20 protein-coding genes are annotated in these 25163 nt (G+C 61.5%); 13 read left to right on the top strand and 7 right to left on the bottom strand.

Features of this window, described 5'->3' with window-relative positions:
- Positions 1 to 17: 17 nt before the first annotated feature.
- Positions 18 to 815 carry a tetratricopeptide repeat protein gene (locus LJE93_16955; GenBank protein MCG6950605.1) on the bottom strand — a complete coding sequence of 266 codons (798 nt, stop codon included), beginning with the start codon at positions 813 to 815 and terminating at the stop codon, positions 18 to 20.
- A gap of 125 nt (positions 816 to 940) precedes the next feature.
- Here LJE93_16955 and LJE93_16960 point away from each other — a divergent pair, with 125 nt between their 5' ends.
- The 9 genes from LJE93_16960 to LJE93_17000 all read left to right on the top strand — a co-directional run bounded on the left by LJE93_16960 (position 941) and on the right by LJE93_17000 (position 12360).
- The gene (locus LJE93_16960; protein MCG6950606.1) at positions 941 to 2266 is read left to right on the top strand and encodes an MATE family efflux transporter; all 1326 of its coding nucleotides are present in this window, start codon (positions 941 to 943) and stop codon (positions 2264 to 2266) included.
- A gap of 164 nt (positions 2267 to 2430) precedes the next feature.
- Positions 2431 to 3447 (top strand): 3-oxoacyl-ACP synthase III, encoded by a 1017-nt coding sequence (locus LJE93_16965; protein ID MCG6950607.1) that lies wholly within the window; start codon positions 2431 to 2433, stop codon positions 3445 to 3447.
- 1 nt (position 3448) lies between these two features.
- Positions 3449 to 4330 (top strand): alpha/beta fold hydrolase, encoded by an 882-nt coding sequence (locus LJE93_16970; GenBank protein MCG6950608.1) that lies wholly within the window; start codon positions 3449 to 3451, stop codon positions 4328 to 4330.
- Between the two features lie 86 nt (positions 4331 to 4416).
- On the top strand, positions 4417 to 6057 hold the full coding sequence (locus LJE93_16975; GenBank protein MCG6950609.1) for an AMP-binding protein: 1641 nt from the start codon (positions 4417 to 4419) through the stop codon (positions 6055 to 6057).
- Positions 6054 to 7046, top strand: a complete 993-nt coding sequence (locus LJE93_16980; GenBank protein MCG6950610.1) for an NAD-dependent epimerase/dehydratase family protein — start codon at positions 6054 to 6056, stop codon at positions 7044 to 7046. Before LJE93_16975 ends, LJE93_16980 begins: the two co-directional genes overlap by 4 nt.
- 402 nt (positions 7047 to 7448) lie before the next feature.
- A complete protein-coding gene (locus LJE93_16985) occupies positions 7449 to 8459 on the top strand; it encodes a malate dehydrogenase (protein ID MCG6950611.1) in 1011 nt (336 codons plus the stop codon).
- Positions 8460 to 8693: 234 nt separating this feature from the next.
- A complete protein-coding gene (locus LJE93_16990) occupies positions 8694 to 9809 on the top strand; it encodes an ATP-dependent 6-phosphofructokinase (protein ID MCG6950612.1) in 1116 nt (371 codons plus the stop codon).
- On the top strand, positions 9806 to 10141 hold the full coding sequence (locus tag LJE93_16995; protein MCG6950613.1) for a hypothetical protein: 336 nt from the start codon (positions 9806 to 9808) through the stop codon (positions 10139 to 10141). The genes LJE93_16990 and LJE93_16995 overlap by 4 nt, the downstream gene beginning before the upstream one ends.
- Positions 10142 to 10227: 86 nt before the next feature.
- On the top strand, positions 10228 to 12360 hold the full coding sequence (locus LJE93_17000) for a DUF6044 family protein (protein MCG6950614.1): 2133 nt from the start codon (positions 10228 to 10230) through the stop codon (positions 12358 to 12360).
- A gap of 10 nt (positions 12361 to 12370) precedes the next feature.
- Here the strand turns inward: LJE93_17000 and LJE93_17005 are convergent, their stop codons facing one another.
- A complete protein-coding gene (locus LJE93_17005) occupies positions 12371 to 13243 on the bottom strand; it encodes a hypothetical protein (GenBank protein ID MCG6950615.1) in 873 nt (290 codons plus the stop codon).
- A gap of 105 nt (positions 13244 to 13348) precedes the next feature.
- On the opposite strand from LJE93_17005, the gene LJE93_17010 reads away from it, so the two are divergent.
- Entirely contained in the window at positions 13349 to 14215 is an 867-nt protein-coding gene (locus LJE93_17010; protein MCG6950616.1) for a dihydrodipicolinate synthase family protein, read from the top strand.
- A 97-nt stretch (positions 14216 to 14312) separates the two neighbouring features.
- On the opposite strand, the gene LJE93_17015 is transcribed toward LJE93_17010, so the two are convergent.
- The 4 genes from LJE93_17015 to LJE93_17030 form a co-directional block, all read right to left on the bottom strand.
- Positions 14313 to 15293 (bottom strand): NAD(P)H-quinone oxidoreductase, encoded by a 981-nt coding sequence (locus LJE93_17015; GenBank protein ID MCG6950617.1) that lies wholly within the window; start codon positions 15291 to 15293, stop codon positions 14313 to 14315.
- A gap of 171 nt (positions 15294 to 15464) precedes the next feature.
- Positions 15465 to 16865 carry a dihydrolipoyl dehydrogenase gene (lpdA, locus tag LJE93_17020; protein ID MCG6950618.1) on the bottom strand — a complete coding sequence of 467 codons (1401 nt, stop codon included), beginning with the start codon at positions 16863 to 16865 and terminating at the stop codon, positions 15465 to 15467.
- Complete coding sequence (gene odhB / locus LJE93_17025; GenBank protein ID MCG6950619.1) at positions 16866 to 18110, bottom strand: 2-oxoglutarate dehydrogenase complex dihydrolipoyllysine-residue succinyltransferase; 1245 nt, start codon at positions 18108 to 18110, stop codon at positions 16866 to 16868. It abuts the gene before it with no gap.
- Positions 18111 to 18135: 25 nt separating this feature from the next.
- The gene (locus tag LJE93_17030) at positions 18136 to 20889 is read right to left on the bottom strand and encodes a 2-oxoglutarate dehydrogenase E1 component (protein ID MCG6950620.1); all 2754 of its coding nucleotides are present in this window, start codon (positions 20887 to 20889) and stop codon (positions 18136 to 18138) included.
- A 278-nt stretch (positions 20890 to 21167) separates the two neighbouring features.
- Here LJE93_17030 and LJE93_17035 point away from each other — a divergent pair, with 278 nt between their 5' ends.
- From LJE93_17035 to LJE93_17045, 3 genes are read left to right on the top strand one after another with little or no spacing between them, the layout of a single operon-like run.
- Complete coding sequence (locus LJE93_17035; GenBank protein MCG6950621.1) at positions 21168 to 21572, top strand: gluconate 2-dehydrogenase subunit 3 family protein; 405 nt, start codon at positions 21168 to 21170, stop codon at positions 21570 to 21572.
- The gene (locus LJE93_17040; protein MCG6950622.1) at positions 21565 to 23067 is read left to right on the top strand and encodes a GMC family oxidoreductase; all 1503 of its coding nucleotides are present in this window, start codon (positions 21565 to 21567) and stop codon (positions 23065 to 23067) included. Before LJE93_17035 ends, LJE93_17040 begins: the two co-directional genes overlap by 8 nt.
- Complete coding sequence (locus LJE93_17045) at positions 23064 to 24782, top strand: thiamine pyrophosphate-binding protein (GenBank protein ID MCG6950623.1); 1719 nt, start codon at positions 23064 to 23066, stop codon at positions 24780 to 24782. The genes LJE93_17040 and LJE93_17045 overlap by 4 nt, the downstream gene beginning before the upstream one ends.
- 110 nt (positions 24783 to 24892) lie before the next feature.
- On the opposite strand, the gene LJE93_17050 is transcribed toward LJE93_17045, so the two are convergent.
- The coding region (locus tag LJE93_17050) for a hypothetical protein (GenBank protein ID MCG6950624.1) at positions 24893 to 25163 on the bottom strand (271 nt) is incomplete at its 5' end.

The following is a 25163-nucleotide window of genomic DNA, read 5'->3' on the forward strand; positions in this document are numbered from 1 at the left end:
GCCGTTCCGCCGTCGTCCTATCTCCCCGCGCTCTTGAGCACCGCTCGCGCTTTGCCGGCGAAGGGTCCGTCGGGTGCGAGTTTGACGTACTGGTCGAGGTCGATCAGCATCTCGTCCTTGCGGTCCAGCTTCTCCCAGGCCATGGCGCGCCAGAAGTACATCGGCGCGTAACGCGGTTCGACTGCGAGGCCGAGGTCGAAAGACTCCTTGGCCTCCTGCCACGATTCGGCAAAGAGATACGAAAGGCCGATCTGGTGGTTGACCATTGCCGGATCGAAGCCTGCCCGGACCGCGGTCAGCAGTTCGTCACGCGCCTGCTGGTACTTTTTGGCTCGCACCAGGGAGGCACCCAGGTAATAGTGCGATGTGGGATCGGTCGGGTATTTCTTTGTCAGCGTTTCGGCCTGCTTCGCCGCAGTTTGCCAGGCGGCGTTGGCTTCCTTTCTCTTGTTCTGTTCGTAGAGGACCTCGCCGAGATAGTACGAGGCGACCGCATCCACCGCGGCGTTCTTGCTCAATTGAGACAGACTGTCGACTCCACGTTTTGCCATCTCCTTCTTGCCGCTCGCACCGTCCTGAATCTCCAGCAGTGCCCAGGCCGCCTGGTATTGGGGGGTCGAACCGAACTCGTTCTTCTGCTTGAGAAGGTAGTTGCGCGCGTTCTGGTTCTTCCAGGCTGCGAGGTCGGCCAACGCCCTGTCGGCCACCGCCTTGGCTTTTGGGTTTGGTGGCTGGTCCTGGTCGGCCGAGACGTTACCGGTGACCGCGACGATGATGAACACTGATGTGACGATGAGCGAAATCTTCCGATACACGACGTCCTCCCGGGTTATTGCTCCGCCATTCTGAACTCGTTCCATAGTGCCACAACCCGGCGTACAGGCTCACCAACCAACGAAATGTGGATGTTCGGCGGTGATGGCGTATCCTGTCCGGCGCCGTGCTCGATCGCAGCCGAATCCGAACGATCCTCGCCCTCGCCCTGCCCATCATCGGCGGCATGGCGTCGCAGAACGTACTGAACCTCGTCGACACGGCGATGGTCGGTTATCTCGGAGCGCCCTCGCTGGCGGCGGTCGGATTGGGGAGCTTCGCAAACTTCATGGCCGTCGCATTCATCATGGGCTTGTCGGCAGGCGTGCAGGCGATCGCGGCTCGACGGCTCGGAGAAGGGCGACGAGATCAGACGGCGAGTGGCCTCAACGCCGGTCTGCTGATCGCGCTGCTGGTGGCCATTCCGTGGTCGCTGACCCTGATCGCGTTCGCCGATCGCGTTTTCCCGTTTCTGGTCGACGATCCCGAGGTTGTGAGCATCGGTGTGCCGTACCTGCAGGTGAGGCTTGCGGGCATGGTGGCGATCGCGATGAACTTCGCTTTTAGGGGATTCTGGAACGGGATCGGGCAATCGCGCCGCTATCTCCAAACCCTCGTCATCATGCACAGCTGCAACATCATTCTCAATTGGGTGTTGATTTTCGGGCACTTCGGTCTGCCGGCTCTGGGAGCCGCGGGCGCCGGCCTGGGCACGACGATCTCCACGTATCTCGGCACTGTCATTTACATCACCCTTGCGGTTCGCCACGCAAGGGGAACGGGCTTTCTCCGGGGCATCGCCGATCGAAAGACGATGGTGTCGATGCTCAAACTCTCGATACCGGCCGGGTTGCAGAGCTTCTTCTTCGCCACTGGCATGACCGCCTTGTTCTGGATCATCGGACGCATCGGCACCGACGAGTTGGCCGCTTCCAACGTTTTGGTGCAGCTGCTGCTGGTCGCGATTCTCCCCGGCGTTGGATTCGGGCTGGCTGCCGCATCCCTGGTCGGCCAGGCTCTGGGTCGCGGGGAAAAGGAAGATGCGGTGACGTGGGGTTGGGACGTAAGCCGCCTGGCGATGCTCGTGGTCGGTGTGGGAGCGTTGGTCGGGGTCATCGCGCCGGACCTGCTGCTCGGAATCTTTCTCCACGAAGAGCACACGATCGAACTGGCGCGCTTTCCGTTGCGTTTGCTGGGCGCGACGATGGTTCTCGAGACCCTCGGCAGCGTACTGATGAATGCCCTGCTCGGGGCCGGCGCGAGCAGAACGGTGATGATGGTGTCGATCTCGTTGCAGTGGGGCCTGTTCCTTCCGATCGCCTTTCTGATCGGCCCCGTGCTCGGGTACGGCATGGCGGCGGTGTGGGCGTTGCAGGTCGGATACCGCTGCCTGCAGGGCGTCATCTTCGCGCTCATCTGGCGCAGCCGGCGGTGGATCAATGTCGATGTCTGAGATACGAAAGCCGATGCGGCAAATTCATGCCGCGGTGCGCCTTTTTTGCCACAACGCGCGGTGGTAGGCTCACCTTCCGACATCTGGACCTCAATCCGGGAGGCCCGGGGATCCGTGCCACAGTTACGCGATACCCGGAATCAATCGCGTCGTTGGAGCAGATCATGAAATTCGAAAACGTTTCAGTTTTGAGCGTTTCCCACGTGGATGCGCCGCACACGATCACCTCGGAGGAGATCGAGGAACAGTTGGCGCCGACGATGGACCGCCTCGGTATCCGCAGGGACCTGCTGCGTGATCTCTCCGGGATCATGGAGAGGCGGGTTTGGGACGAGGGCATGCAGCCGAGCCGGGTGGCGGCGATGGCGGGCGAGAAGGCGATCGAAGCGGCGGGTGTGGATCGCTCGAAGCTGGGGATCCTCATCAACACGTCGGTCTGCCGTGACTACCTCGAGCCGTCGACCGCATGCATCGCCCATTCGGAGCTCGGCCTGCCCGAGACGTGCATGAATTTCGACCTCGGCAACGCGTGCCTCGGTTTCGTCAACGGCATGGACATGGTCGGCAATATGATCGACCGTGGGCAGGTGGACTACGCCATTCTGGTCAATGGCGAGACCAGCCGCCAGATCACCGAAGCTACCGTCAAGCGGATGCAAGATCCGGAGATCGACGAGGCGTCCTTCCGCGAGCAGTTCGCGTCCCTCACTCTCGGCTCGGGCGCTGCGGCGATGGTGCTCGGCCGATCGGACCTCGAGCCGGAGGGCCACGCTTTCACCGGCAGCGTGAACCTCGCGGCGACTCAACACTGCCGGCTCTGTGCCGGCAATATCGACCAAATGGTGACCAAGACCCGCGAGCTGCTTTTGGCTGGCATGGAGCTTGCCGTGCGGACGTGGGGGAAGGCGGCTGAGGTGCTGGGCTGGACGGTGGATTCCATCGATCACTTCGTGGTCCACCAGGTGAGCAAGGTCCACACCGAGCAATTCGCAGGAGTTCTCGGCATCGATCTCGAGAAGATCTTCCGCCTCTATCCGAACTTCGGAAACATCGGGCCGGCAGGCGTGCCGATCGCGCTGTCCAAGCTCGCGGAGTCCGGGCGCCTCCATCGTGGTCAAAAGGTCGCGATACTCGGCATCGGAAGCGGCATCAACTGCACCATGGCCGAGCTGCTGTGGTGAGATGAGGCCTGTTCCGCAACGGCTGTATCCGTTCGAGGCGCATCACCTCGATCTCGACGGTCTCAAGTACCACTACCTCGACGAGGGAAGCGGTGAAGCCGTCGTCGCCGTTCACGGCAACCCAACCTGGTCTTTCTACTATCGGGACCTGGTCAAGGAGCTGCGGGACCAATTCCGGGTCATCGTTCCCGACCACATGGGTTGCGGCCTCTCCGACAAGCCGGAAGATGGGGCGTACGATTACACCCTGAGCCGCCGGGTCGAGGACTTTTCGAAGCTGATGGAGGACTGCGACCTCGATGGTGTGAATCTGGTGGTGCACGATTGGGGAGGCATGATCGGACTCGCATGGGCGGTGCGCCACCCGGAGCGGGTCAAACGCCTGGTCATCCTCAACACTGCGGCGTTTCATTTGCCGAAGAGCAAAAGCTTTCCGTGGCAGTTGTGGATCGTCCGAGACACGCCTTTCGGTTCCCTGATGGTTCGTGGTTTCAACGGTTTCGCTCGCGGCGCGACCCACCTCGCGTGCACTCGCAAACGACTGCCGAAGGACGTGCGCGACGCGTATTGCGCGCCCTACGATAGTTGGAACGATCGGATCGCGACCCTGCGTTTCGTGCAGGACATTCCGCTGAACGCTGGCGAGCCCGGGTACGACATCGTCTCCCAAACCGCCGCCCGCCTGGATGTCTTCCGCGACCGACCGGTGTTGGTGTGCTGGGGAGACAGGGACTTCGTCTTCGATCATCATTTTCTCGCCGAGTGGGAGAGGATCTACCCTGACGCGGAGGTCCACCGCTTCGCCGATTGCGGCCACTACATCCTCGAGGACGCCTCGGAAGACGTGATCCCGTTGATTCGCGAATTCTTGCGAGCTACGTGAGAATGATCGCCGTGAATTCGTTGGAACGTTCAAACGTTAAACGTTCCAACGTTTTAACGTTTTAACGATGGAGCTGGGCATCGATAATGACTGACAAGGCCAATATCGCGGACTTCCTGCCGGAGATGGCGGAGCGGCAGCCTGATGCAACGGCCATTGTCTGTCCCTGGGGTCGACGGGGCGGCAGCTTGACTTACAGCGAGCTCAACCAGCGTTCGGCGCGGATCGCGCGAGGCCTCGAGGAAGTTGGAATCGGCCACGGAGTCCGGACGATCCTCATGGTGCCTCCCGGACTCGATCTGTTCCCGCTCGCCTTCGGGCTGTTCAGGTCCGGCGCCGTGCCGGTGCTGGTCGATCCGGGCATCGGGCTGAAGCACCTCAAAACATGCATCGGGAACGCCGAACCCGAGGCCTTCATCGGCGTACCCAGGGCGCACGCGGCCCGGGTAATTCTGGGCTGGTCCCGACCGACCATACAGACCAACATCACGGTCGGGAGGCGTGTCTTCTGGGGTGGCTACACGCTGGCACAGATCGAGGCCATGGGCTCGGACGCTAATCCACGGAAGGTCGCGGTCACCGCGGCGGACGACGTGGCGGCAGTCGTATTCACGTCTGGAAGCACTGGCCCACCAAAGGGCGTCGTCTACCGCCACTCGAACTTCGCCGCACAGGTGGATGCGATCCGCGACGCATACGGAATCGAGCCCGGTGAAGTCAACCTGCCGACGTTTCCGCTGTTTGCCCTTTTTGATCCCGCCCTCGGCATGACGACGGTGGTTCCCGACATGGACCCGACGCGGCCCGCCCGAGTCGACCCCAGGAAAATCATCGGGCCAATCAAAGAGCACGGCGTGACCATCATGTTCGGCTCGCCGGCCCTGCTGGATACCGTCGGACGGTGGGGAGCCGCCAACGGCGTCACGCTCGATTCACTGCGCTGCGTCATATCGGCGGGCGCACCGGTGCCCCCGCGAGTGATCGAACGGTTTCAGGGTCTGCTCGGCGAGGGTGCGGCAATCCATACACCTTACGGCGCCACCGAGTCGCTGCCGGTGGCTAGCGCGTCGAGCCAGGAGATCCTGCTCGAAACGCGTTACGCCACCGACCGCGGGGCGGGGACGTGCGTCGGGTATCCGGTGCCGTCGATCGAAGCGGCGGTGATCGCCATCAACGACGAACCCATCTCTACCTGGCGTGACGACCTGAAGATGGAGGAGAAGACGGTGGGCGAAATCGTCGTCAAGGGCCCGCAGGTGACGCGGGAGTACTTCAAGGCTCCAGTGCACACGTCGCTGGCAAAAATCGCGGACGGGGATACCGTGCGCCACCGGATGGGCGACCTCGGTTATTTCGATGAGAGTGGCCGGCTCTGGTTTTGCGGTCGCAAGAGCCAACGGGTCGAGACCAGAGACGGCACTCTGTTCACCGTGCCCTGTGAATCGGTCTTCAACACCCACCCGGAGGTTTTTCGAACGGCCCTGGTCGGCGTGGGAGAGCGGAATGACCAGACACCTGTGCTCTGCGTCGAGCTGGAAAAGGGCGTCGGCCGATCTGAACACGAGCGCATACGACAGCAACTCCTCGATCTCGGTGCTGAGTTCGAACACACCAGGCAGATTCACACCGTGATTTTCCATCCCGGTTTTCCGGTCGACATCAGGCACAACGCCAAGATCGGCCGTGGTGCCCTGGCCGAATGGGCGACGCCCAGGGTGGGTTCGTGAGAGCTCTGGTCACCGGTGGGGGAGGGTTTCTCGGCGGCGCGATTGTGCGGCGCGTCGTCGATCGCGGCTGGAAGGTGCGTACGCTGCAGCGTGGATCCTACCAAGAGCTCGAGAATCTCGGAGCTGAACAGGTACAGGGTGACATCGCCGATCGGGACGTTGTTTCGACAGCCGTCGACGGCATCGACATCGTGTTCCATGTCGCGGCCAAGGTCGATCCCTGGGGAGCCTACCCGCCATTCCACAGAACCAACGTCATCGGTACCAGTAACGTGCTCGCCGCGATGCGGGCCCACGGAGTGCCGAAGCTGGTATTCACCAGCACGCCGAGTGTCGTTCACAGCGGAGGTGATCTTGCCGGCGTCGATGAATCCCAACCCTACCCAGGCCATTTCGAAGCCGCATACCCGCAGACCAAGGCGATGGCCGAGATGGAGGTGCTCGCCGCCAACGACCAGACGCTGTCGACGGTGGCCCTCCGCCCGCGGTTGATCTGGGGACCGGGTGACACCAACCTGGTGCCGCAACTGGTGGCTCGTGCGCGCTCCGGTGAGCTCCGCTTCGTCGGTGACGGCTCCAACCTGGTCGACACGGTCTATATCGACAATGCCGTTGACGCCCACATGCTGGCTGCCGACAGGCTTGAACCCGGAGCCGCCTGTGCAGGCCGCGCGTATTTCATTACCAACGGTGAACCTTGGCCGATCAGGGAAGTCATCAACGGGATCCTCTCCGCCGCCGGCGTTCCGCCGGTCGAGAGTTCGGTGCCGTACGGTGCTGCGATCGTGGCGGGGGCGCTCTTCGAGAGCATTCACCGCATCTTTCCCTCCGAAGATGGGCCACGGATGACCCGGTTCATCGCCCGCAATTTCGCCGCCACAAGCTGGTTCGACATCAGCGCTGCGCGCCGTGATCTGGGCTACGAACCGCGGGTGTCGATAGACGAGGGCCTGTCTCGGTTGAAGGGGTGGTTCAACGGGCAGAGCTGAACCTCGATTGTCGCCTTGGCCACCGTGTGAAACGCCAAGACGCCAAGAAGGCCAAGAAGTCACGAAGAGTTTTTTCAGGTGATTCTTGGCTCATTGGAATCCAGAAGCCATTTTCGGGTGTGGTTTCCTCGACGGAATGGATAGCCGATTCTGAAGACCGGATGATTCCGTGGTGCTCTCGGTGGTTTGGTGGTGAAGGGAAAAAGGCATTCGGAAAACGGGCAGTGGAACCCTGCCCATTTGAGTACCCGTTCAACCGGCGGATTGCTCCTCCACATCGGCCGCATAAGGTGCTATTCTTCTTCGGCGCGACGGACTCGTGCAATTTTTCACAGGCCTGGAATGCGGCTCCAGACGAGCGGTTCCGCGGCCAGCCCGAACCGGGACCAAAGGAGGACGGAGATGCTCAACAAAATCGGTTTGATCGGTGGTGGATACATCGGTGGTGTCCTCACCCAGGAGATCGCACAGCGGCGGCTGGCGCGGGAGGTCGGGCTCTCCGATCCGGCCCCTTTCGTCAATCCCGACGATCCACCGGAGCGACAGGAGGTGGTAACGAAGCAGTCGGTGGCCAAGGGTAAGTGCCTGGACATCGCGGAAGGGCTACCAACCATTCGCAAGGACATCCGCTGCGTGGGCAGCAAGGATTACTCGGCGCTCGCGGGCGCAGACCTCATCATCAACACGGCGGGCGTACCGCGCAAGGCCCGTCCGGACGGCACCTTCCCGAGCCGCGAAGAGCTTCTGACCATCAACCTCAAGGTCACGAAGCAGGTCGCCGAGGGCATCAAGGAGTTCTGCCCGGACGCGACCATCATCTCCATCGCCAATCCGCTGGACGCCATCGTCTACACGCTCGACAAGGCCCTGGCCCCGCCCAAGAACAAGCTCTTGGGTATGGCCGGCCAGCTTGACTCCGGCCGCTACTGCTACTTCGTCTCCGAAGCGGCAAATGTCTCGGTCGAGAACGTGAATGCGATGGTTCTCGGCGGCCACGGCGACACCATGGTCCCGGTACGCTCCTCGTGCTCGATCGCCGGCATTCCGGTCACCAAGTTCGTCGACGAGGAAACCCTGTCGGCCATCGAGAGTCGAACTCGTAAGGCGGGTGGCGAGGTGGTCGGCCTGCTCGGCTTCGGCTCGGCATTCGTGTCGCCGGCCTGGGCGGCGCTCGAGATGGCCGAGGCCATCATTTTCGACAAGCGCAAGATCATCCCGGTCTGCGCCAAGCTCGAGGGCGAGTATGGCGTCAACGGTTTGTTCGTCGGCGTACCGGCGATTGTCGGCGCCAACGGCATCGAGCAGGTGATCGAGCTCGACCTCACCGACTCCGAGAAGGAGGCGTTTGCGCACTCGGTCGAGGCAGTTTCGAAGACCTGTGGCGAGGTCGACGAAATGCTCGCCGACCTGTGATCGAGCACGATCTCAGGAAGCTATCAGCCCCCGCCCAGGCGGGGGTTTTTTGATGCAAGGTTTACTCGTTTCAGAAATGGGGAAAAGGAGAACAGAGGCAGAGGAGAGCTCAATTGAGGGTTCTCCTTTTCTCCTCCGCTCCTTTTCTCCTCTGCGCCTCCTGGGTCACGATTCGGACCTGAAGAGCCTTGGATAGGCTACAATTTCGCACAGTATCCGCTGAGGAGGTGGCTGTTGGCGAACACGATCCGCAGAATCGCGGTCAACACAGGGGGCGGTGATGCACCGGGCCTCAACGCCGTGATTCGGTCGATCGTGCTCTCTGCCCTGCGCCGCGGCTGGGAGGTTCTCGGCATACGGACCGGATACGAAGGCCTGCTCGACACCTCGAAAATCACCCAACTCGACCGTAACTCGGTTCGCGGCATCACTCACCTCGGCGGGACGATTCTCGGAACCACCAATCGTGGTTCCCCATTCGAATACCCCGTCAAACAGGCGAACGGTGAGATAGCCCTGGTCGACCGATCGGACGAAATCATCGAGAACTTTCGACGGCTCCAGATTGACGCCCTGATCGCCATCGGCGGTGACGGGTCGATGCTGATCGCTCACCGGCTGGCGAAGATGGGTCTGCCGATGGTGGGCGTTCCGAAGACCATCGATAATGATCTTTCTGGCACCGTTGTCACCTTTGGATTCGACACTGCGGTGTCCGTGGCGACCGAAGCGATCGATCGTCTCCATTCGACCGCGGAGGCGCATGATCGGGTGTTTGTCGTCGAGGTCATGGGTCGGTATGCCGGCTGGATCGCCCTTCATGCGGGGGTCGCTGCGACCGCAGACGTCGTGTTGATTCCGGAAATACCGTTCGACATCGATACGGTGTGCGAAAAGATCATGGATCGTGAGGCGCGCGGGCGCAGGTTCTCGATCGTGGTCGCCGCTGAGGGGGCGAAGCCGATCGGCGGGGAAATGGTCGCCACAGCACAGGGAGTTGGTCGCGAGGTGCGGCTTGGGGGGATTTCCCAGCAGATTGCAGCCGGGATCGAGGAGCAGACCGGCAAGGAAACCCGGACCGTCGTTCTCGGTCACCTCCAGAGGGGTGGCAGCCCCACGACCTTCGATCGTCTTCTGGCCCTGCGCTTCGGTGCCGCAGCCGTAAGGATGGTGGAGGACGAGAGGTTTGGAGTCATGGTGGCCCTCGATCCGCCGACCGTGTTGGCGGTTCCCCTGGAGGTCGCCACCGAACGCATGAAATGCGTGCCGCTCGACAGCGACACCATGCTCACCGCGCGCGATCTGGGGATCAGCTTCGGTGACAGGGTGGAAGGGGGTGAGGCGCGATGATCGTCTCCGGGTGGTACGACGGGCACAGCACCTACGGTCTCAGAATTCTCGAGGCCGATGTGAGTCTCTACTTTCGTCCCGAATGGGAGCAGGTCACGGTCTACCTGCCAGACGTGACGGATCCGGTTGTCGTCCAGCTCACGGAGAGCTTCTGGGAGGGCTCACCGGAGCTTCGGTCGCCGGCAGTCAAGACCTTTTTCGCCCGCCATGGTCTGGCGCCGTGGCAGAAGAAACAGCCGCCGAAGCTTGAATTGGTGCCTCTTGGAGAAGGCGTCTTTCGACTCGAGTGGATCACACCGCCACGCGGACAGCCAACCCTTCCACTCGATTGAGCACGTTCTACCGTGACCGACAGAACGGACTCGCGGCTGGAATCGTATACCGTGCGTGATCGATCACAGCAGGCGGTGGCTCAATAATGAATAAGGAAGATATCCACCGTCACATCACGGTCCTGGTCGCATTCGCGGTGATCACGTTGGTGATGACCTATCCGCTCTTTCTCCAGCTGGGAAGCTCTATTCGCGACCCCGGAGATCCAATGTTCAATGCATGGATCCTGGCCTGGGACGTGGAACAGCTCACAAATGGCAACTTCTCGGGATTCTTCGATGCGAACATCTTCTTTCCCCATCAGCGGACTTTGGCTTACTCCGAGCACCTGTTCCCCCAGTCGCTGGTGGCCGCGGTTCCGCTGGTGGCTTCGAACAACCCTGTGCTCGCTCATAACCTGGTGACCCTTCTCTCCATGCTGACCTCCGCGTTCGGCATGTACCTTCTCGCGCACTACCTGACGGAGAATGCTGTCGCCGGGGTGGTGGCTGGAATTGTCTACGGCTTCTCACCCTTCATGTTCGACCATCTCGTGCACGTCCAGCTGTTAGCCGCCGGGGGAATCCCGCTTGTCTTTCTCTTTCTGGCGCGATTCTTTGACGAGGAACGGTGGACCGATCTCGCGTGGCTCTGGTTCTTCGTCGTGATCCAGATGTTGGCGAACGGCTATTACGCCGTCTATCTCACCTTCTTCGTGTCGGTGACGGTCACTTACCAGGTGCTGTCAGCCGGCAAGCTGCGCGACCCACGTTTCCTGGCAATGCTGGTCCTGCTCGGGCTCGGGGTCGCGCTGGCGACCGGTCCATTCATATACCAGTACATAGCGTTCAAACACGAGATGGGATTTGAACGGATGTATCGTTCCAACGCCGAGATCTCGAGCTTCTTCAGTGCACCGTGGTTCAACAGGCTCTACGGGGGATGGCTCCCAGATCACCCGGAAGCGCGGTTGTTTCCTGGAGTCACGCCAGTCGTCTTGGCGATGCTCGGCGTCGTCGGCGCACTTCGAACGCGAGGGCAGGGGAGGGAGAGTACGACGTCGGGCGCGTCCCTGACAAACCCCCGTAGCTGGTTTTTCTTCTTTATCGCGCTGTTCGTCTTTTCGGTCTGGGCCAGCTTCGGAACCTCGGTCATCGGGCCATATCGCTTGCTCTACGACCACGTTCCCGGTTTCGACGGCCTCCGAGCGGTCGCCAGGATCCACATCATGACCCTGAACTCGCTCGCGGTACTGGCTGCCTTCGGCGTGGCATCCGTTGTCGCTGCCATCCGTCGCCAGGGACCGCGACGTGTTGCAGCATTCGGCATACCACTCTTACTGCTCATCGAGTACTTCTCGGTACCAGTCCCGACAACCCGAGTCCCCGCGAAAGACGAGCTGCCATCGGTGTACGGATGGCTCGCAGAAGAGCCGGGAGGCGGCCCGATCCTGGAATTGCCCCTGCCCTACCGTGGACCGAGAAAGAATCTCACAGAGATTGCCCGGGTCTACGCCTCCACCGTCCATTGGAGGCGCATTCTCAATGGCTACAGCGGTTACCTGCCGCCAGTGAATCGCGAAATCAGAAGGCGTTGGAATCTTGTCGGTCCGGTCCAGGTGGTGGCGGACGCCAAAACCCTCGGGATTCACCAGATACTCTTGCACACGCAGGAATTCCGAGGAGCCGGGTTGAAAGAAACGCGCGCGGCGCTGTTGGATTTGGATCCGCCGGCGGTCAAGGTCGCCGATATCGAGGGTGTCGAGGTTTGGGAGATTGAAGATTCGGGTGGAGTCGCTGCGGGATCCGGTGTTGACGGGGTTCGCGCGCTTCCCAGGTCGGGTTGGCGAGCTTCGGCTACGGTGAACACGGAGCGGGCTGGGCTCGCGATCGACGGTGATCCGGCGACCTCGTGGCGTTGTGAAACGCGGCCGTTCGGGGAGGTGTTTACGGTCGATTTCGGCTCGCAGAAAAGGCTGGGAGCGATCGAGCTCATGCACGGAAGGAACCGGAAAGCCTTTCCTCGCAGATTGGTCGTCGAGCTGGCGAGCGAGGAAGGTGTGTGGCGCGTGGTAACCGAAAGGCGATTCGAGTGGTTGCCCATCGAAGCCTTTTTGCGACCTCTTGAGCTCCCCCTAGTTGTGGAGTTCGAGGCATCAACCGCGCGCTACCTTCGGTTGACGAATGCCGCACCGCACCAGAATGCTCCGTGGCTGATTAGTGAAATCGCGATTTGGTAGGAAACGCGAACTAACGTTCGATCGTCGGCGGGTGCGACACTTCGAAAAGTGCAACCGGTGACACGGTTCGCGGGTCGCCAGTCCTACGATCGACAACCGATGCGTAGACAGCAATTGGCGCATCGGTCTCGATTCGCACCATGAAGCTCTCGACACCTCCGCACGGTGCGCCATTTTCGACCACTGGTGCAACCCTGAATTGGCGCCAGGAACCGCCCTCAACGGTCAGACGATGGGGGAGTGAGACCTCGCGATTGTTGATTCGCACTGCCCTCGCTGGCTCGTGCGGCACGTCGATCACGACCTCCACCGGCACAGATCCCGGGTTCGAGAAACCGACAAAGGTATCGAAATCCGATCCGTCACACGGATTTCGATGCCACATCAGTGCTGGCAGAAGGTGACTGCCGGCAGCCGGCAGCTCATCGATAGGGATTGCCTCGAACGCTTCACCGCGGCCGGACAGAATAGTCGAATCCCCTTTGTTCTTCATCCCGGCGAGGTTGACGAGACGGCTGGTGACGAAGAGAGGGCCGTCTGAGCGCAGCACGAGGCCACCCCGAGCGCTTTCCGCGCATCCGAGGTCGGTGGCAAGGCCTGCAGCGGTCCATACGGCGGCCGAGTGTGCCGGCACCACCCGCGTTGGGGGCATGAATAGGTCGCACGGCGTGGGCTTGTCGATGTCGCCGGGCAGAAAACGTAGGAGTTCGACCTGGACCGGCACATCACCGGGGTTGGTGAGGTAGATTTCAGAGCTCCAGATGTCACCGAATCGTCCCTCGAGATTGAGGGCAAAGACTGGCAGAACGAGCTCACCGGCAGCCGAGGGAAGGGCCACGGCACAGAAGATGATAAGCAGGAAAATTCGGCGCGATGGTTTCATTCGAGTAGTGCTCTCCTGGGCAACGACGTTCCCGACCCTCTATTGTATACGGGTGCTGATCGATTGGTGTTTAGTCGGCAGGACAGTCAACTATGGGAGGAAACGATGGATCAACCACGGGGCGCCTATGCGCCGGTTCCGACACCCCTCGACCAGGACCTGAGCTTTGATGCCGAGGCACAGGCGGCGCACCTGAGATGGCTGGGATCGCAAGGGCTGGATGGCGCTCTCATTCTCGGAACCAATGGGGAATTCCCCTCCTTCTCCCTCGATGAACGGAGGGCGGTGGCGGAAGCTGCTGCGATGGCAGAATCGGGACTCGACCTGATCCTCGGAGTGGGCTCCTGCGCCGTACCTGAAGCCCTCGCGATGGCGGATACTGCAGCCTCGCTCGGGTACGGTTCGATTCTCTGTCCTCCTCCGTTCTATTTCCGCTCCGCGCCGGTCGAGGGCATTGCAGCTTTCTTCCTCGAGGTCCTGAACCGGTCATCCCTGCCGGTGCTGCTCTACCATATCCCGCAGGTCACCGGGGTGCCGATTTCGGACGAGATTCTCGATCTCCTCGACGGTCACGAGAACCTCGTGGGTGTCAAGGACAGCTCGGGCGATCTGGACGAACTCACTCGGTTCACGCAGCGCTTCTCGGACGGCTGTTATCTGGTCGGCAACGACCGTCTACTGAAAGCGAGCATGGACGCCGGAGGCGCCGGTAGTATCAGTGCGGCGGCGAGCGTCGCGCCTTCCCTGGTGCGTGCGGTGCAACGAGGAGAAGCTGACCAGGCATCGCTGGACAAGGTTCGGGCGCTGCTCGAGGAATATGGACTCGGACCGTCGGTCAAGGCCCTGCTCAGACGATTCGGTTTCGGCAGCTTTGAAACTCGCAGCCCCCTCATCGGGCTCGATCCGGAATCTGAGCCGATGCTATGGGCTACGTTCTGTGGTCTGATCGAGGCCGATCGGCGACCCGCTTGATCCCCATCATTTATGATTCTTCTTCTGCAGGCGCGAATCACCGCGCGTGGCTGCGCTTTCTCGACGAAGCGTCATGGATCATGCGGGTTGAGGCGTCTCAGGGCATCTCCAGCACGATCTTTCCGAAAATCTCTCCCGCCGCGAGGAGGCGGTGGGCATGTGAAGCCTCTCCGAGGGGCAGGACGCGATCGATGATCGGCCGGATCGCGCCGGTCATGAGTTCCGGACCGAACCGTCTGACGAAGGCCCCGATGATGTGACCCTTCTCCTCTGTCGGTCGTGCGCGGAGCGTCGATCCGGTGATCGAGATGCGCTTGCGCAACAGGCGGACGAGATCCAACTCAGCCCGTGGTCCACCCTGCAGACCGATCACGACGAGGCGGCCTGAGGGCGCGAGCACGTCGAGGTGGCGATCGAGGTAGGGTGCGCCGACGCAGTCCAGGACGACGTCGACTCCGCGCCCGTCCGTGGCCTCGAGAGTTCGCTCAGAGAAATCCTCGTCGCGATAGTTGAACGCTGCTGCCGCACCGAGGTCGACACACGCCCGGCACCGTTCGGCGGTGCCCGCGGTGACCAGTAGCGTTGCGCCAGACTCCCTGCCGAGCTGGATTGCGGCGGTCCCGACCCCTCCGCTCCCGCCGTGCACCAGTGCGGTGCCGCCAGCTTCGAGCCCGCCGATCTGAAAGAGATTGAGAAATGCCGTGATGAAGACTTCGGGTATCGCGGCCGCCTCGAGATCTGTTGACGACTGCGGCGTCCGCATCACACAGACGGATGGGACGACGACCTCCGTCGCATAGCCACCGCCCGACAGCAACGCCATGACGCGATCACCCACTGCCAGATCTTCAGCCCCGGCAGCGACCTCGGTCACGGTGCCGGCACATTCGAGACCGATGATGTTCGACTCGCCAGGTGGGGGAGGGTAAAGCCCCCGGCGCTGTAGAAGGTCGGCGCGATTGACACCGGCACCTGCGACCGCGATCCGTACCTCTCCCTCCCCAAGCTCCGGGGCCGCAACCTCAGTAACGCGCAGGACATTCTCGTCCCCCGGTTCGTCGAAGACCACTGCCTTCATGGGTCGACTATAGCCCACAAACTGGGACCTACCATGCGAGAGGTGATCACGATGGATCGTTAGAACGTTGAAACGTTCAACGTTGGAACGTTCCGCATCAAACCTCTCCCTTGCCTCGGCAAAACCGGGCGGGTGAAACGTTTGACCTTCAAGGTTCTAACGTGAAACGGATTATGAATGAATCGATCGCTTGTCGACGGCGAGGGCGGCTTCTTTCACGACCTCCGACAGGGTCGGATGGGCGTGACAGGTCCTCGCGAGATCCTCGGCGCTGGCCGAGAACTCCATAGCGACGGCCGCTTCCGCGATGAGCTCCGAAACCCGCGGGCCAACCATGTGAACACCGAGAATGCGATCGGTCTCCGCGTCAGCGAGGATCTTGACCATGCCTTCTTGCAGGCCAAGGCTCTTTGCCCGCCCGTTGGCGCGAAACATGAACCGCCCGCTCGAGAACTTGATCCCGTCTTCCTTGAGCTCAGCTTCAGTGCGCCCGACCATGGCGAGTTCCGGTTCGGTATAGACCACGTTTGGTATGGCTTCGTAGTTGACGTGAGCGGCCTTTCCGGCGATGTGCTCGGCGACTGCGACGCCTTCCTCCTCCGCCTTGTGAGCAAGCATCGGACCCCGTACCAGATCGCCGATTGCGAATATGCCCTCGACGTTCGTCTGGAGGTGATCGTCGACCGCCACCCGGCCTCGCTCGTCGAGAGCGACACCGACCGATTCAAGGCCGGCACCTCCGGTCACGGGACGCCGACCGACGGCAACCAGCACCTTGTCACAGGAAAGTTCTTCGGATTCCCCCTTCGCGCTTTCGATTGTCAGCTTGACGCTCTTCTTGAGGACCTTTCCGGCCGTGACCTTGGATTCGAGGCGAAAATCCAGGCCCTGGTCTGTGAGGCTTCGTTGCAGCGCCTTGGCCATCGCAGTGTCGGCGAATGGCGTGATCGTGGGCAGCATCTCTACCACCGTGACCTCGGATCCGAGACGCCGCCATACGCTGCCGAGTTCGAGGCCGACCGCCCCTGCGCCGACCACAACGAGGCGTTTCGGGACCGACGAAAAGTCGAGCGCTTCCGTTGACGACACAACGCGTTCACCGTCGAACGGGAGGAAGGGCAGCTCCACCGGCTCGGAGCCCATCGCGAGGCAGATGCTGACGGCCTCGATCTCGGTTTCACCGCCATCTCTGGCCACCGACACCTTGCCGGCCGCGGTCACCGTTCCGCGACCGTTGACCACGGTGACCTTGTTCTTCTTCATCAACATCGCGATGCCATCGGTCAGTTCCTTGACGATGCCGCTCTTGCGCGCGAGCATCGTGTCGATATCCAGTTGCACGTCAGAGATCTTGACGCCATGGTCCGCGAAATGCAGCCTGGCCGCCTCGAAGAGCTCAGACGACTCGAGGAGGGCCTTAGAGGGGATGCACCCGACGTTCAGACAGGTGCCGCCGAGGGCGTGACGTGTCTCGACCAGCGCGGTCCTGAGTCCGAGTTGGGCGGCGCGGATCGCGCAGACATAGCCCCCCGGCCCCGCGCCAATAACTGCAAGATCGTATCGGTCGACCATTCAAATCTCCAGTAGCATGCGCTCGGGATTCTCAATGCATTCGACGATCCGTTTGAGAAAGGTGACGGCCTCGCGACCATCGATCAGGCGGTGGTCGTACGACACGGCCAGGTACATCATCGGCCGAATTGCAATCTCGTCGCCGACCGCGATCGGCCGCTTCTGGATCGTGTGCATGCCGAGGATAGCGCTCCCGGGAGGGTTGAGGATCGGCGTCGACAGTAGAGATCCGAAGACGCCACCATTGGAGATCGTGAAGACTGCACCGCTGAGGTCGGAAAGTTCGAGCCGACGCTCCTGGGCTCGTTTCGCGAGGTCGGCTATGCCGCTCTCTATCTCGGCCATCGACAGTCGGTCAGCGGTGCGGATGACCGGTACCACGAGCCCCTTGTCGGTGCTGACCGCGACGCCGATGTCGTAGTAGTGGTTGGTGACGATCTCGTCGCCGTCGATGTAGGCGTTGACTTCGGGGACGGTCTTGAGGGCGTCGACCGTCGCTTTGACGAAGAACGACATGAATCCGAGCCCGATATCGTGCCGTTTTTTGAAGTCATCCTTGTACTCGGCACGGAGTGCCATCACCCGGCTCATGTCTGCCTCGTTGAAGGTTGTAAGGATGGCCGCCGTCTGCTGGACCTCGACCAGCCGTTCGGCGAGCCGTTGACGCAAACGCGACATCGGTCGCCTGGTCTGCCGCTGATCGGGGAGATCGACCGGCTGGGGGCGTGGGCGTTCCACTTTTTTTTCGGGCAACTGGCGTGCGTCGCTCTCGCGTTCCTCGAGAAACCGGATCACGTCACCCTTCAGCAAGCGGCTGTCCTTCCCGGTGCCCTCGATCTCCGAAGGTTCGAGGCCGTGCTCGAGTACCAACCGACGCACAGCCGGCGAAAGACCGCTGTGGTTCGGAGCTGAAATGCGCCCTGCTTCGGGTGCCGTCTCGGTCGGTGCGGGGACGGCTTCTGTGTCAGCTTCCGAAGCCGGTTCAGGCGCGGCCGTTTCGGTTTGCTCGACATCTGTGTCAATCGTCGCGACCACCTGTCCGACCTCGACCGTTGCACCCTCGGCTGCGAGAATCTTGAGTCGCCCGGCCTGCTCGGCATTGACGTTCATCGTGATCTTATCGGTTTCGAGGACCAGCAGCGGATCTTCGACTTCGACCATCGATCCGTCCGGCTTCAGCCATTCAGCGAGAAAGCCTTCAGTGATTGACTCTCCAACTTCGGGAATTCTTACTTCAGCAGTCATTCAGGAATGCTCCTTGGGCCGACCATCATTCCGCATCGATCTCGAGTGCCGAACGGACCAACTCTGCCTGTTGCTGGCGATGGATGCTCGACGAGCCGGTCGCAGGGCTGGCGCTCGGCTCTCGTCCTACGTACCGTAGCGAACGGCCGGGGAAGAGCTCCAGCAGCCTCGGCATCATGTATGTCCACCCGCCGCGGTTTCTGGTTTCTTCCTGCGCCCATACGATCTCCGGGGCGTCCCGGTAGGGCGCGACCACGCGCTCGAAGTGCTCGGTATGGAACGGGTAGAACTGTTCGACGCGGATGATCGCGACGTCGTCGATGCCGCGCTCCTCACGCCCGGCCGCGAGGTCGTAGTACACCTTACCGCTGCAAAACACGAGGCGCCGCGGGTTGTCGGGCGCGAGGGGGTCCTCGAGGAACTCCTGGAACCCGCCATCTATCAAATCCTCGAGAGGTGAGACTGCCTGTTTGTGGCGGAGCAGGCTCTTCGGCGACATGATAACGAGCGGGCGGCGGAAGTTGGCCTTGATTTGACGCCGAAGGGAATGGAAGTACTGGGCAGGCGTCGTCAGGTTGCAGACCTGCATGTTTTCCTCGGCGCAGGCCATGAGATAGCGTTCGAGGTACGCATTGGAGTGTTCCGGCCCCTGACCCTCATAGCCGTGGGGGAGGAGCATGACGATTCCGCTGACTCGGTGCCACTTGTCGAAGGCAGCCGCGATGAACTGATCGATGATGACCTGGGCACCGTTGGCGAAGTCTCCGAACTGGGCTTCCCAGATCACGAGCATATTGGGTTCGACCAACGAGTAGCCGTAATCGAAACCGAGAACTGCGGCTTCCGAGAGCATGCTGTTGTAGACGCAAAAACGCGCCTGTCCTTCCTCGACGTGGTTGAGCGGGACGTACATCTCCTGACTCTTCGAGTCGAACCAGGCCGCATGGCGTTGTGAAAAGGTGCCGCGTATGCTGTCCTGGCCGCTGAGGCGAACCGGCGTACCATCGGCGAGCAGGCTTCCGAAGGCGAGGAGTTCGCCGAGCGCCCAATCCACCGAACCCTTCTCCTCGACGGTTTTCATATGCGCCGGCAAGCGGCGGGCGACCTTGCGGTTGAGGTCGAAGCCGTCTGGAATTGTGGTCAGCGCCTTCGCCACTTCGAGCAGAACCTCATAGATCACGCCGGTCTCGGTGCAGTCGAAACAGTGCTCGTGATCGAAGTCTGACCAAAGGCCGCCAAATGCACTTGCATCGTCCTCGTTAATGAGACTTTCGTCCTTGGCGCTCCTGAACGCCTCGACCAGCTTTTCCTGGAGGGAGTTGGAGAGAGCCTCGCTCTCCTCCAGGGTGATGTCGTGCGATCCCTCGAGCTGGAGCTGATAGATGGCCCTGGTTGACGGCCGATTCTGAATCTTCTGATACATGAGCGGCTGCGTGAAGGCAGGCTCGTCCCCTTCGTTGTGACCGTGCTTGCGATAACAGACCATGTCGATCACTACGTCTCGCTTGAACCGCTGGCGAAACCTGAGGGCGAGGTCCACCGCGTGCACGACCGCTTCTGGGTCATCACCGTTGACGTGGAGGATAGGCGCTTCGACCATCTTGGCCACGTCTGTTGGGTAGCGAGTCGAGCGTGCTTCGCCAGGAAGGGTGGTGAACCCGATCTGGTTGTTGACGATGATGTGAACCGTGCCGCCCGTCGAGTAGCCCTTGAGCTGAGAGAGATTGAACGTTTCGGCGACCAGTCCCTGGCCGGCAAACGCCGCGTCACCGTGGATCAATATCGGAAGGACCTTGTCCCGTTCAGCGGTGTCGTTCCGTCGCCGTTGCTTGGCTCGGGTGCGCCCCTCGACCACCGGATCCACGGCCTCGAGATGGCTCGGATTGGCCGTCAAGCTGATGTGGATCTGTTGGCCGTCGGCCGTCGTGTAGTCCGAACTGTAGCCGCGGTGGTATTTCACATCGCCGTCGCCACCGTAGGGGTCCGGACGGATCGTGTCTTCGAACTCATTGAAGATCATCGCGTACGGCTTCTGGAGGATGTTGGCGAGGACGTTGAGACGGCCGCGGTGCGCCATTCCCATCACGACCTCAACCGCGCCGGTCTCGGCAGCCGTTTCCATGAACTGATGAAGCGCTGGAATCAGCGATTCCGCTCCTTCGAGAGAGAACCGTTTCTGGCCCTGATAGCGTCCGTGGGTGAAGCTTTCAAAGAGCTCCGCGTCGATCAGCTGAGCGAGAATGCGGTGCTTCTTCTCCCGGCTGATTTCGGGACGGTTCCTGATCGGCTCCATCTCCTGCTGGAACCACCTGCGGATGGGGGTGTCCTGGATGTGCAGGTATTCGACCCCTACCGTGCGGCAGTAGGTGTCCCGCAGCACCTCGATGATCTCGCGCAGGGTCGCCTGTTGTGGGCCCCCGAGGTGGCCGGTGTGGTAAATATCGTCGAGGTTTTCCTCATCCAGGCCGAAGTGTTCGAGCTCGAGCAGGGGATGTGATTCGAGATTGTCGCCGAGCGGGTCGAGGTCGGCGACGAGATGCCCCAGGTTGCGATAGGCGAAGATGAGGCTGACCACCTTGGACTGGTCGGCGGCACGTTCGGACGCTACGGCGCCGGTCGGTTTGGCAGCGAGATCGAAGCCCGAGAAGAAGAGGCGCCATTCGTCGCTCAGCGAGGACGGATCCGTCCGCCACTGCTCGTACATCTGCTCGGCGTACTCCGAGCTGGCCAGCAGCGCAACACTCTCCGGCGTCGGTTTCGAGCTTGTATCAGAGGGCAACTCGAGTCTCCCGCGTGCTCCTTTTCACTCTCGAACTTGAAGCACTGTCAGCGCATAACGTGGTTGATGATTATTGCATTTCCGGTTGCGGGAGTCATCCTCGAAGGCGGAAGCGGATCTGCGGGAGTTTCGTCCGGCGCTGGATCCTCGATTCTCGATTCTCGATACACGTTTTGTACTGTCGAGATTGGGCGGTACTGGAATCGAGCATCGAGGAACGAGTAACGAGAATCCAAGATCAGACAGGACTGCCGACTGGACAGGGGTAGAATGCCTGCATGAATTCGCTCTCCACCGAAAAGGCCGAGTTCCTCCTGGTGCTCGCAGCCCGAATCGTCCCCGAGATCGTCGAGCTCGACTCCGAAGGGATCGGCCGTTTCCTCACCATCATCGATGATGCCCTCGCGTCACGGCCAGCCGAGGTGAGGGGACAGTTCGCGACCTTTCTCGGGATTCTGAGGTGGTTTCCCGCGATCCGCTTCGGCCGAGCCTTCGAGAAGCTCGGCACCGGTCAGCAGGACGCGGTCCTTCGCTGGTTCGAAGATTGCCCGGTGGGGTTGCTGCGCGTCGGTTTCTGGGGTTTGAAGGCGATGGTCTTCATGGGCTACTACGGCCAGCCGGAAACCAACCGGCTGATCGGCTACACGCCGGAATTCGACGGCCGGGTGGGTCTCCATGCGTGAGGAAGAGTACGACGTCGTGATCATCGGCTCGGGAGCGGGTGGAGGAGTTGTAGCCAAAGAGCTCGCGCCCCTGTGCATCGACGGCAGGCGGATTGCAGTCCTCGAGTGGGGGGCGAAGCTGAGGCAGGAGGAGTACTCCGGCCACGAGAACGACATGGCGTCAAAGCTCTTTTTCGACGGGGGCGGGACATTCACCAAGGACCGCTCGATGACCCTTGCCTACGGTCGGGCCTACGGCGGATCGACCGTGATTTACACCGGAACCTCTCTGATCATGCCGGAGGAGGTGGTCGAGCGATGGAGCGTGCCGGGTATCGATTTCACCGACATCCATCACCGGTCGATGAGGTACTGTGAGGAAAACAACGTCCACCTCCTGGCGGACGATGAAATCAACCAAAACAACCGGCTCTTCTTGAAGGGCTGCGAGGAGCTTGGCTTCCACGTCGAGCAGTTCCCGATCAACACCAAGGGCTGCAAGGGATCGTCTCTCTGCAATCTCGGGTGCCCGAACGGCGCCAAGCAGGGAACCGATCGCGTACAGCTGCCGATGGCTGAGGCCCAGGGCGTCGAGGTGATTACCAACTGCCGGGTGACCTCGATCGGCGACCGGGTGTGTGATGCAGTGGTTGCTGATCCGGGCTACGGTGAGCCGTCGAAGTGGGAGCCGGGCGAGTACCGCGTCAGGGCAAAGGTCATCGTGCTCTGCGCCGGCGGTGTGGTGAACTCACCGGCGCTGCTCCTTCGTTCGGCGTTCGCGGAAAAGCTGCCGATGCTCGGACGGCGTATCACGCTCCACCCGGCCCTCATACTGGTCGGCGAACACGCAGAGTCCATCACGAACTTCCATGGATTCCCGAAGAGTTACTACAGCGACCAGTTCATGAGAGAGGAGCGATTCCTCCTCGAGGTCTGCATGTACTTTCCGTTCGTCACCGCCAAGAACCTGATCGGCTTCGGAGCCGACCACTCCAACATCATGCGCGCTTTTCCGAGACTGCAGATGATTCTGGTGCTGGCCCTCGATCCCGCGTTGCCGGACAATCGGGTGACCCTCGACGGGAACGGAGATCCGGTGGTGGACTACACCCTCACGGAAGCGGTACTCGACACGCTGCACGCATCGATGCTGGCCAGCGCACGGGTCTTTTTTGCGGCTGGAGCCAAAAGAATTCACGCTCCGGCCGGTACGAGCTTTTTCATCGATGCCGCTGACGCAGATCGGATCGAAGAGTTGATTCCGCGAGCGAAGGTAAGAAAGGGCAGGATTTCGATCACGTCGGCCCATCTCATGGGCGGATGCGCGATGGGCAACGATGCTTCGGATTCCGTAACCGATGGGTGGGGGAGGGTGCACGGCGTTCCGTGGCTCTTCGTCGCCGATGCGAGCCTTTTCCCGCAATGCTCCGAGGTCAACCCGTATGTCACCGTCATGGCCCTCGCGGATAGAGTCGCCGAGGGCATCCGAAACAACGCCGGGGAGCTGCTTTCATGAAGATACGTGCGGCCAGGGAGATCGCCAGGGCGCTGGTCGACGAGGGTGTGCGCTACACCTTCGGCATTCCGGGTACCCACAACATCGAGCTCTACGACGTCCTCGCCGGCGTCGACGGTATCGAATCCGTGCTCGTCACTTCGGAGGTCGCTGGAGCTTTTGTCGCCGACGGATTTTCGCGTTCGTCAAGCGAGGTCGGCGTGATTAACGTGGTGCCGGGAGCGGGTGTGGCCTACAGCTTGTCGGGAATCGCCGAGGCGTGGATGGACAACGTACCGATGGTGGTCATCGCCAGCGGGATCCGCACCGACACCGGGACCGCCTACCAGCTCCATGCCATCGATCAGCTGGCCATTCTGCGCCCGGTGACCAAGAGTGCCGTGCGGGTCGAGAAAGCCGAAGAGATTTATCCCGCAATCCGCCGCGCATTTCAGATCGCTCGGCGAGGCACCCCCGGGCCGGCGGCGGTCGAGATCCCGGCCCAGTTCCTGCTCCAGCGCCATGAAATCGCAGAGGTTTCTTTCGAACCGGAACCCGAACTGGACACGACTCCGGACGCCGAGCTGGTCGAGTACGCGGCGGCACTCATCGAGGAGGCCGAGTTCCCGGCCCTGTATCTCGGAAACGGGGCCGCGGAGGCCTCGGATCTGCTGGTTTCGCTGGCCGAGCAGCTCGGCACACCGGTCACCACTTCGTTCAGCGGCAAAGGAGTTTTCCCGGAGACCCACCCGCTCTGGCTGTGGCCGGGCTTCGGTCGTCAGGCACCGTCATTCGTGCAGCGAATCATGTCGAAATGCGACTGCCTGCTGGCCATCGGATGTCGATTCGGAGAGGTGACAACCGGTGGCTTCGGCATCGAGCCTCCTGAAGTGCTGATTCACGTCGACATCGATCCCGAGGTCTTCAATCGTAACTTTCGTGCCAAGCTCACGGTCCGATCGGATGCAAGATTGTTCACCGCCTCCCTTTTGGATCTCATCGATGGGAATCGTCCGTGGGCTGGTCTGGCCGTTCAGATCGCGGAGGGGCGGGCCGACGTGGATGATCGCTGGGAGCGCAAGGCGGCCACCGACCGCGTCTCACCACACGCGCTTTTCGCCGCTCTCCAACGCCACTGTCATACCGATGCGATCTTCACGACCGACAGTGGCAACGGCACCTTTCTGGCGATGGAACATCTGCGTCTCGAAGCACCCGGCCGGTTCCTGGCGCCGACCGATTTTTCGTGCATGGGGTATTCGGTGCCGGCGGCGATCGGCGCGTGCTTCGCCAATCCGGGGCGCGACGTCGTCGCTCTTCCCGGAGACGGCGCGTTCCTCATGACCGGCGTCGAACTCATCACTGCCGCTGCCAACAAGGCCGCACCGTTGGTGTGCGTGCTCAGTGACGGCGCGCTGTCCCAGATCGCCCAGTTCCAAAAAATGATGACCAACCGCGTCTACGCCAGCCAATTGCCCAGCCACGACCTCGAAGGCTTCGCGCGGGCGACGGGATGCAGTTATTTCCGGTTGATCCGTGATGTCGAGCTGGACTCGGTCCTGCCTGCGGCACTCGAGATGACCCGCAACGGCACGCCCGTCCTCATCGAGGTCGCGATCGACTACACGCAGAAGACCTACTTCACGAAGGGCGTTGTCAAGAACGTCTTTTCGCAGCTGTCGTGGGGAGACCGATTTGCCAACATCCTCCGTGCGGTGGGCCGCCGCCTGACGTAGCCGCTATCGCAGAAGGTTGAGAGTTCAGAATTGAGAGTTGAGAGTCGCCACCTACCCAAGAAACCAAGGGGAGGGTGGGCGGCAATTCTCAACTCCGAATTCTCAACTCTTCACTTTTCAGGGAGCATCGCGGTGTAGATCTCGCCGGTGTTTTCGCACGCGTTGAAGGCAAGGTAGCGGTCACCTACCGAGATCTCGAACCCCCTCCCCTGCAATGGGCCCCAGATTTTCATCTCACTGCGATGAGCGTGTACGACCGCGAATGCGTTTCCGGTCGGCCGCTTGCTCTGTGCTTCCAGGGGTTGTGCCCAAATGCAGTTGAAGCCGTCACGATCCGACAGGTAGTAGAGAAACCGGTCGTCACGCGACCAATGCGGCGAG

The organism is Acidobacteriota bacterium (assembly GCA_022340665.1).
Lineage (GTDB): Bacteria > Acidobacteriota > Thermoanaerobaculia > Thermoanaerobaculales > Sulfomarinibacteraceae > Sulfomarinibacter.

What these genes read in the sequence shown, in the direction of transcription:
- lpdA (MCG6950618.1), bottom strand. Translation starts at nt 16,865, where the DNA reads ATGGTCGACCGATACGATCTTGCAGTTATTGGCGCGGGGCCGGGGGGC.
- LJE93_17040 (MCG6950622.1), top strand. Translation starts at nt 21,565, where the DNA reads ATGCGTGAGGAAGAGTACGACGTCGTGATCATCGGCTCGGGAGCGGGT.
- LJE93_17035 (MCG6950621.1), top strand. Translation starts at nt 21,168, where the DNA reads ATGAATTCGCTCTCCACCGAAAAGGCCGAGTTCCTCCTGGTGCTCGCA.
- LJE93_17010 (MCG6950616.1), top strand. Translation starts at nt 13,349, where the DNA reads ATGGATCAACCACGGGGCGCCTATGCGCCGGTTCCGACACCCCTCGAC.
- LJE93_17015 (MCG6950617.1), bottom strand. Translation starts at nt 15,293, where the DNA reads ATGAAGGCAGTGGTCTTCGACGAACCGGGGGACGAGAATGTCCTGCGC.
- LJE93_16970 (MCG6950608.1), top strand. Translation starts at nt 3,449, where the DNA reads ATGAGGCCTGTTCCGCAACGGCTGTATCCGTTCGAGGCGCATCACCTC.
- LJE93_16965 (MCG6950607.1), top strand. Translation starts at nt 2,431, where the DNA reads ATGAAATTCGAAAACGTTTCAGTTTTGAGCGTTTCCCACGTGGATGCG.
- LJE93_16985 (MCG6950611.1), top strand. Translation starts at nt 7,449, where the DNA reads ATGCTCAACAAAATCGGTTTGATCGGTGGTGGATACATCGGTGGTGTC.
- LJE93_17000 (MCG6950614.1), top strand. Translation starts at nt 10,228, where the DNA reads ATGAATAAGGAAGATATCCACCGTCACATCACGGTCCTGGTCGCATTC.
- LJE93_16975 (MCG6950609.1), top strand. Translation starts at nt 4,417, where the DNA reads ATGACTGACAAGGCCAATATCGCGGACTTCCTGCCGGAGATGGCGGAG.
- odhB (MCG6950619.1), bottom strand. Translation starts at nt 18,110, where the DNA reads ATGACTGCTGAAGTAAGAATTCCCGAAGTTGGAGAGTCAATCACTGAA.
- LJE93_17005 (MCG6950615.1), bottom strand. Translation starts at nt 13,243, where the DNA reads ATGAAACCATCGCGCCGAATTTTCCTGCTTATCATCTTCTGTGCCGTG.
- LJE93_17045 (MCG6950623.1), top strand. Translation starts at nt 23,064, where the DNA reads ATGAAGATACGTGCGGCCAGGGAGATCGCCAGGGCGCTGGTCGACGAG.
- LJE93_16995 (MCG6950613.1), top strand. Translation starts at nt 9,806, where the DNA reads ATGATCGTCTCCGGGTGGTACGACGGGCACAGCACCTACGGTCTCAGA.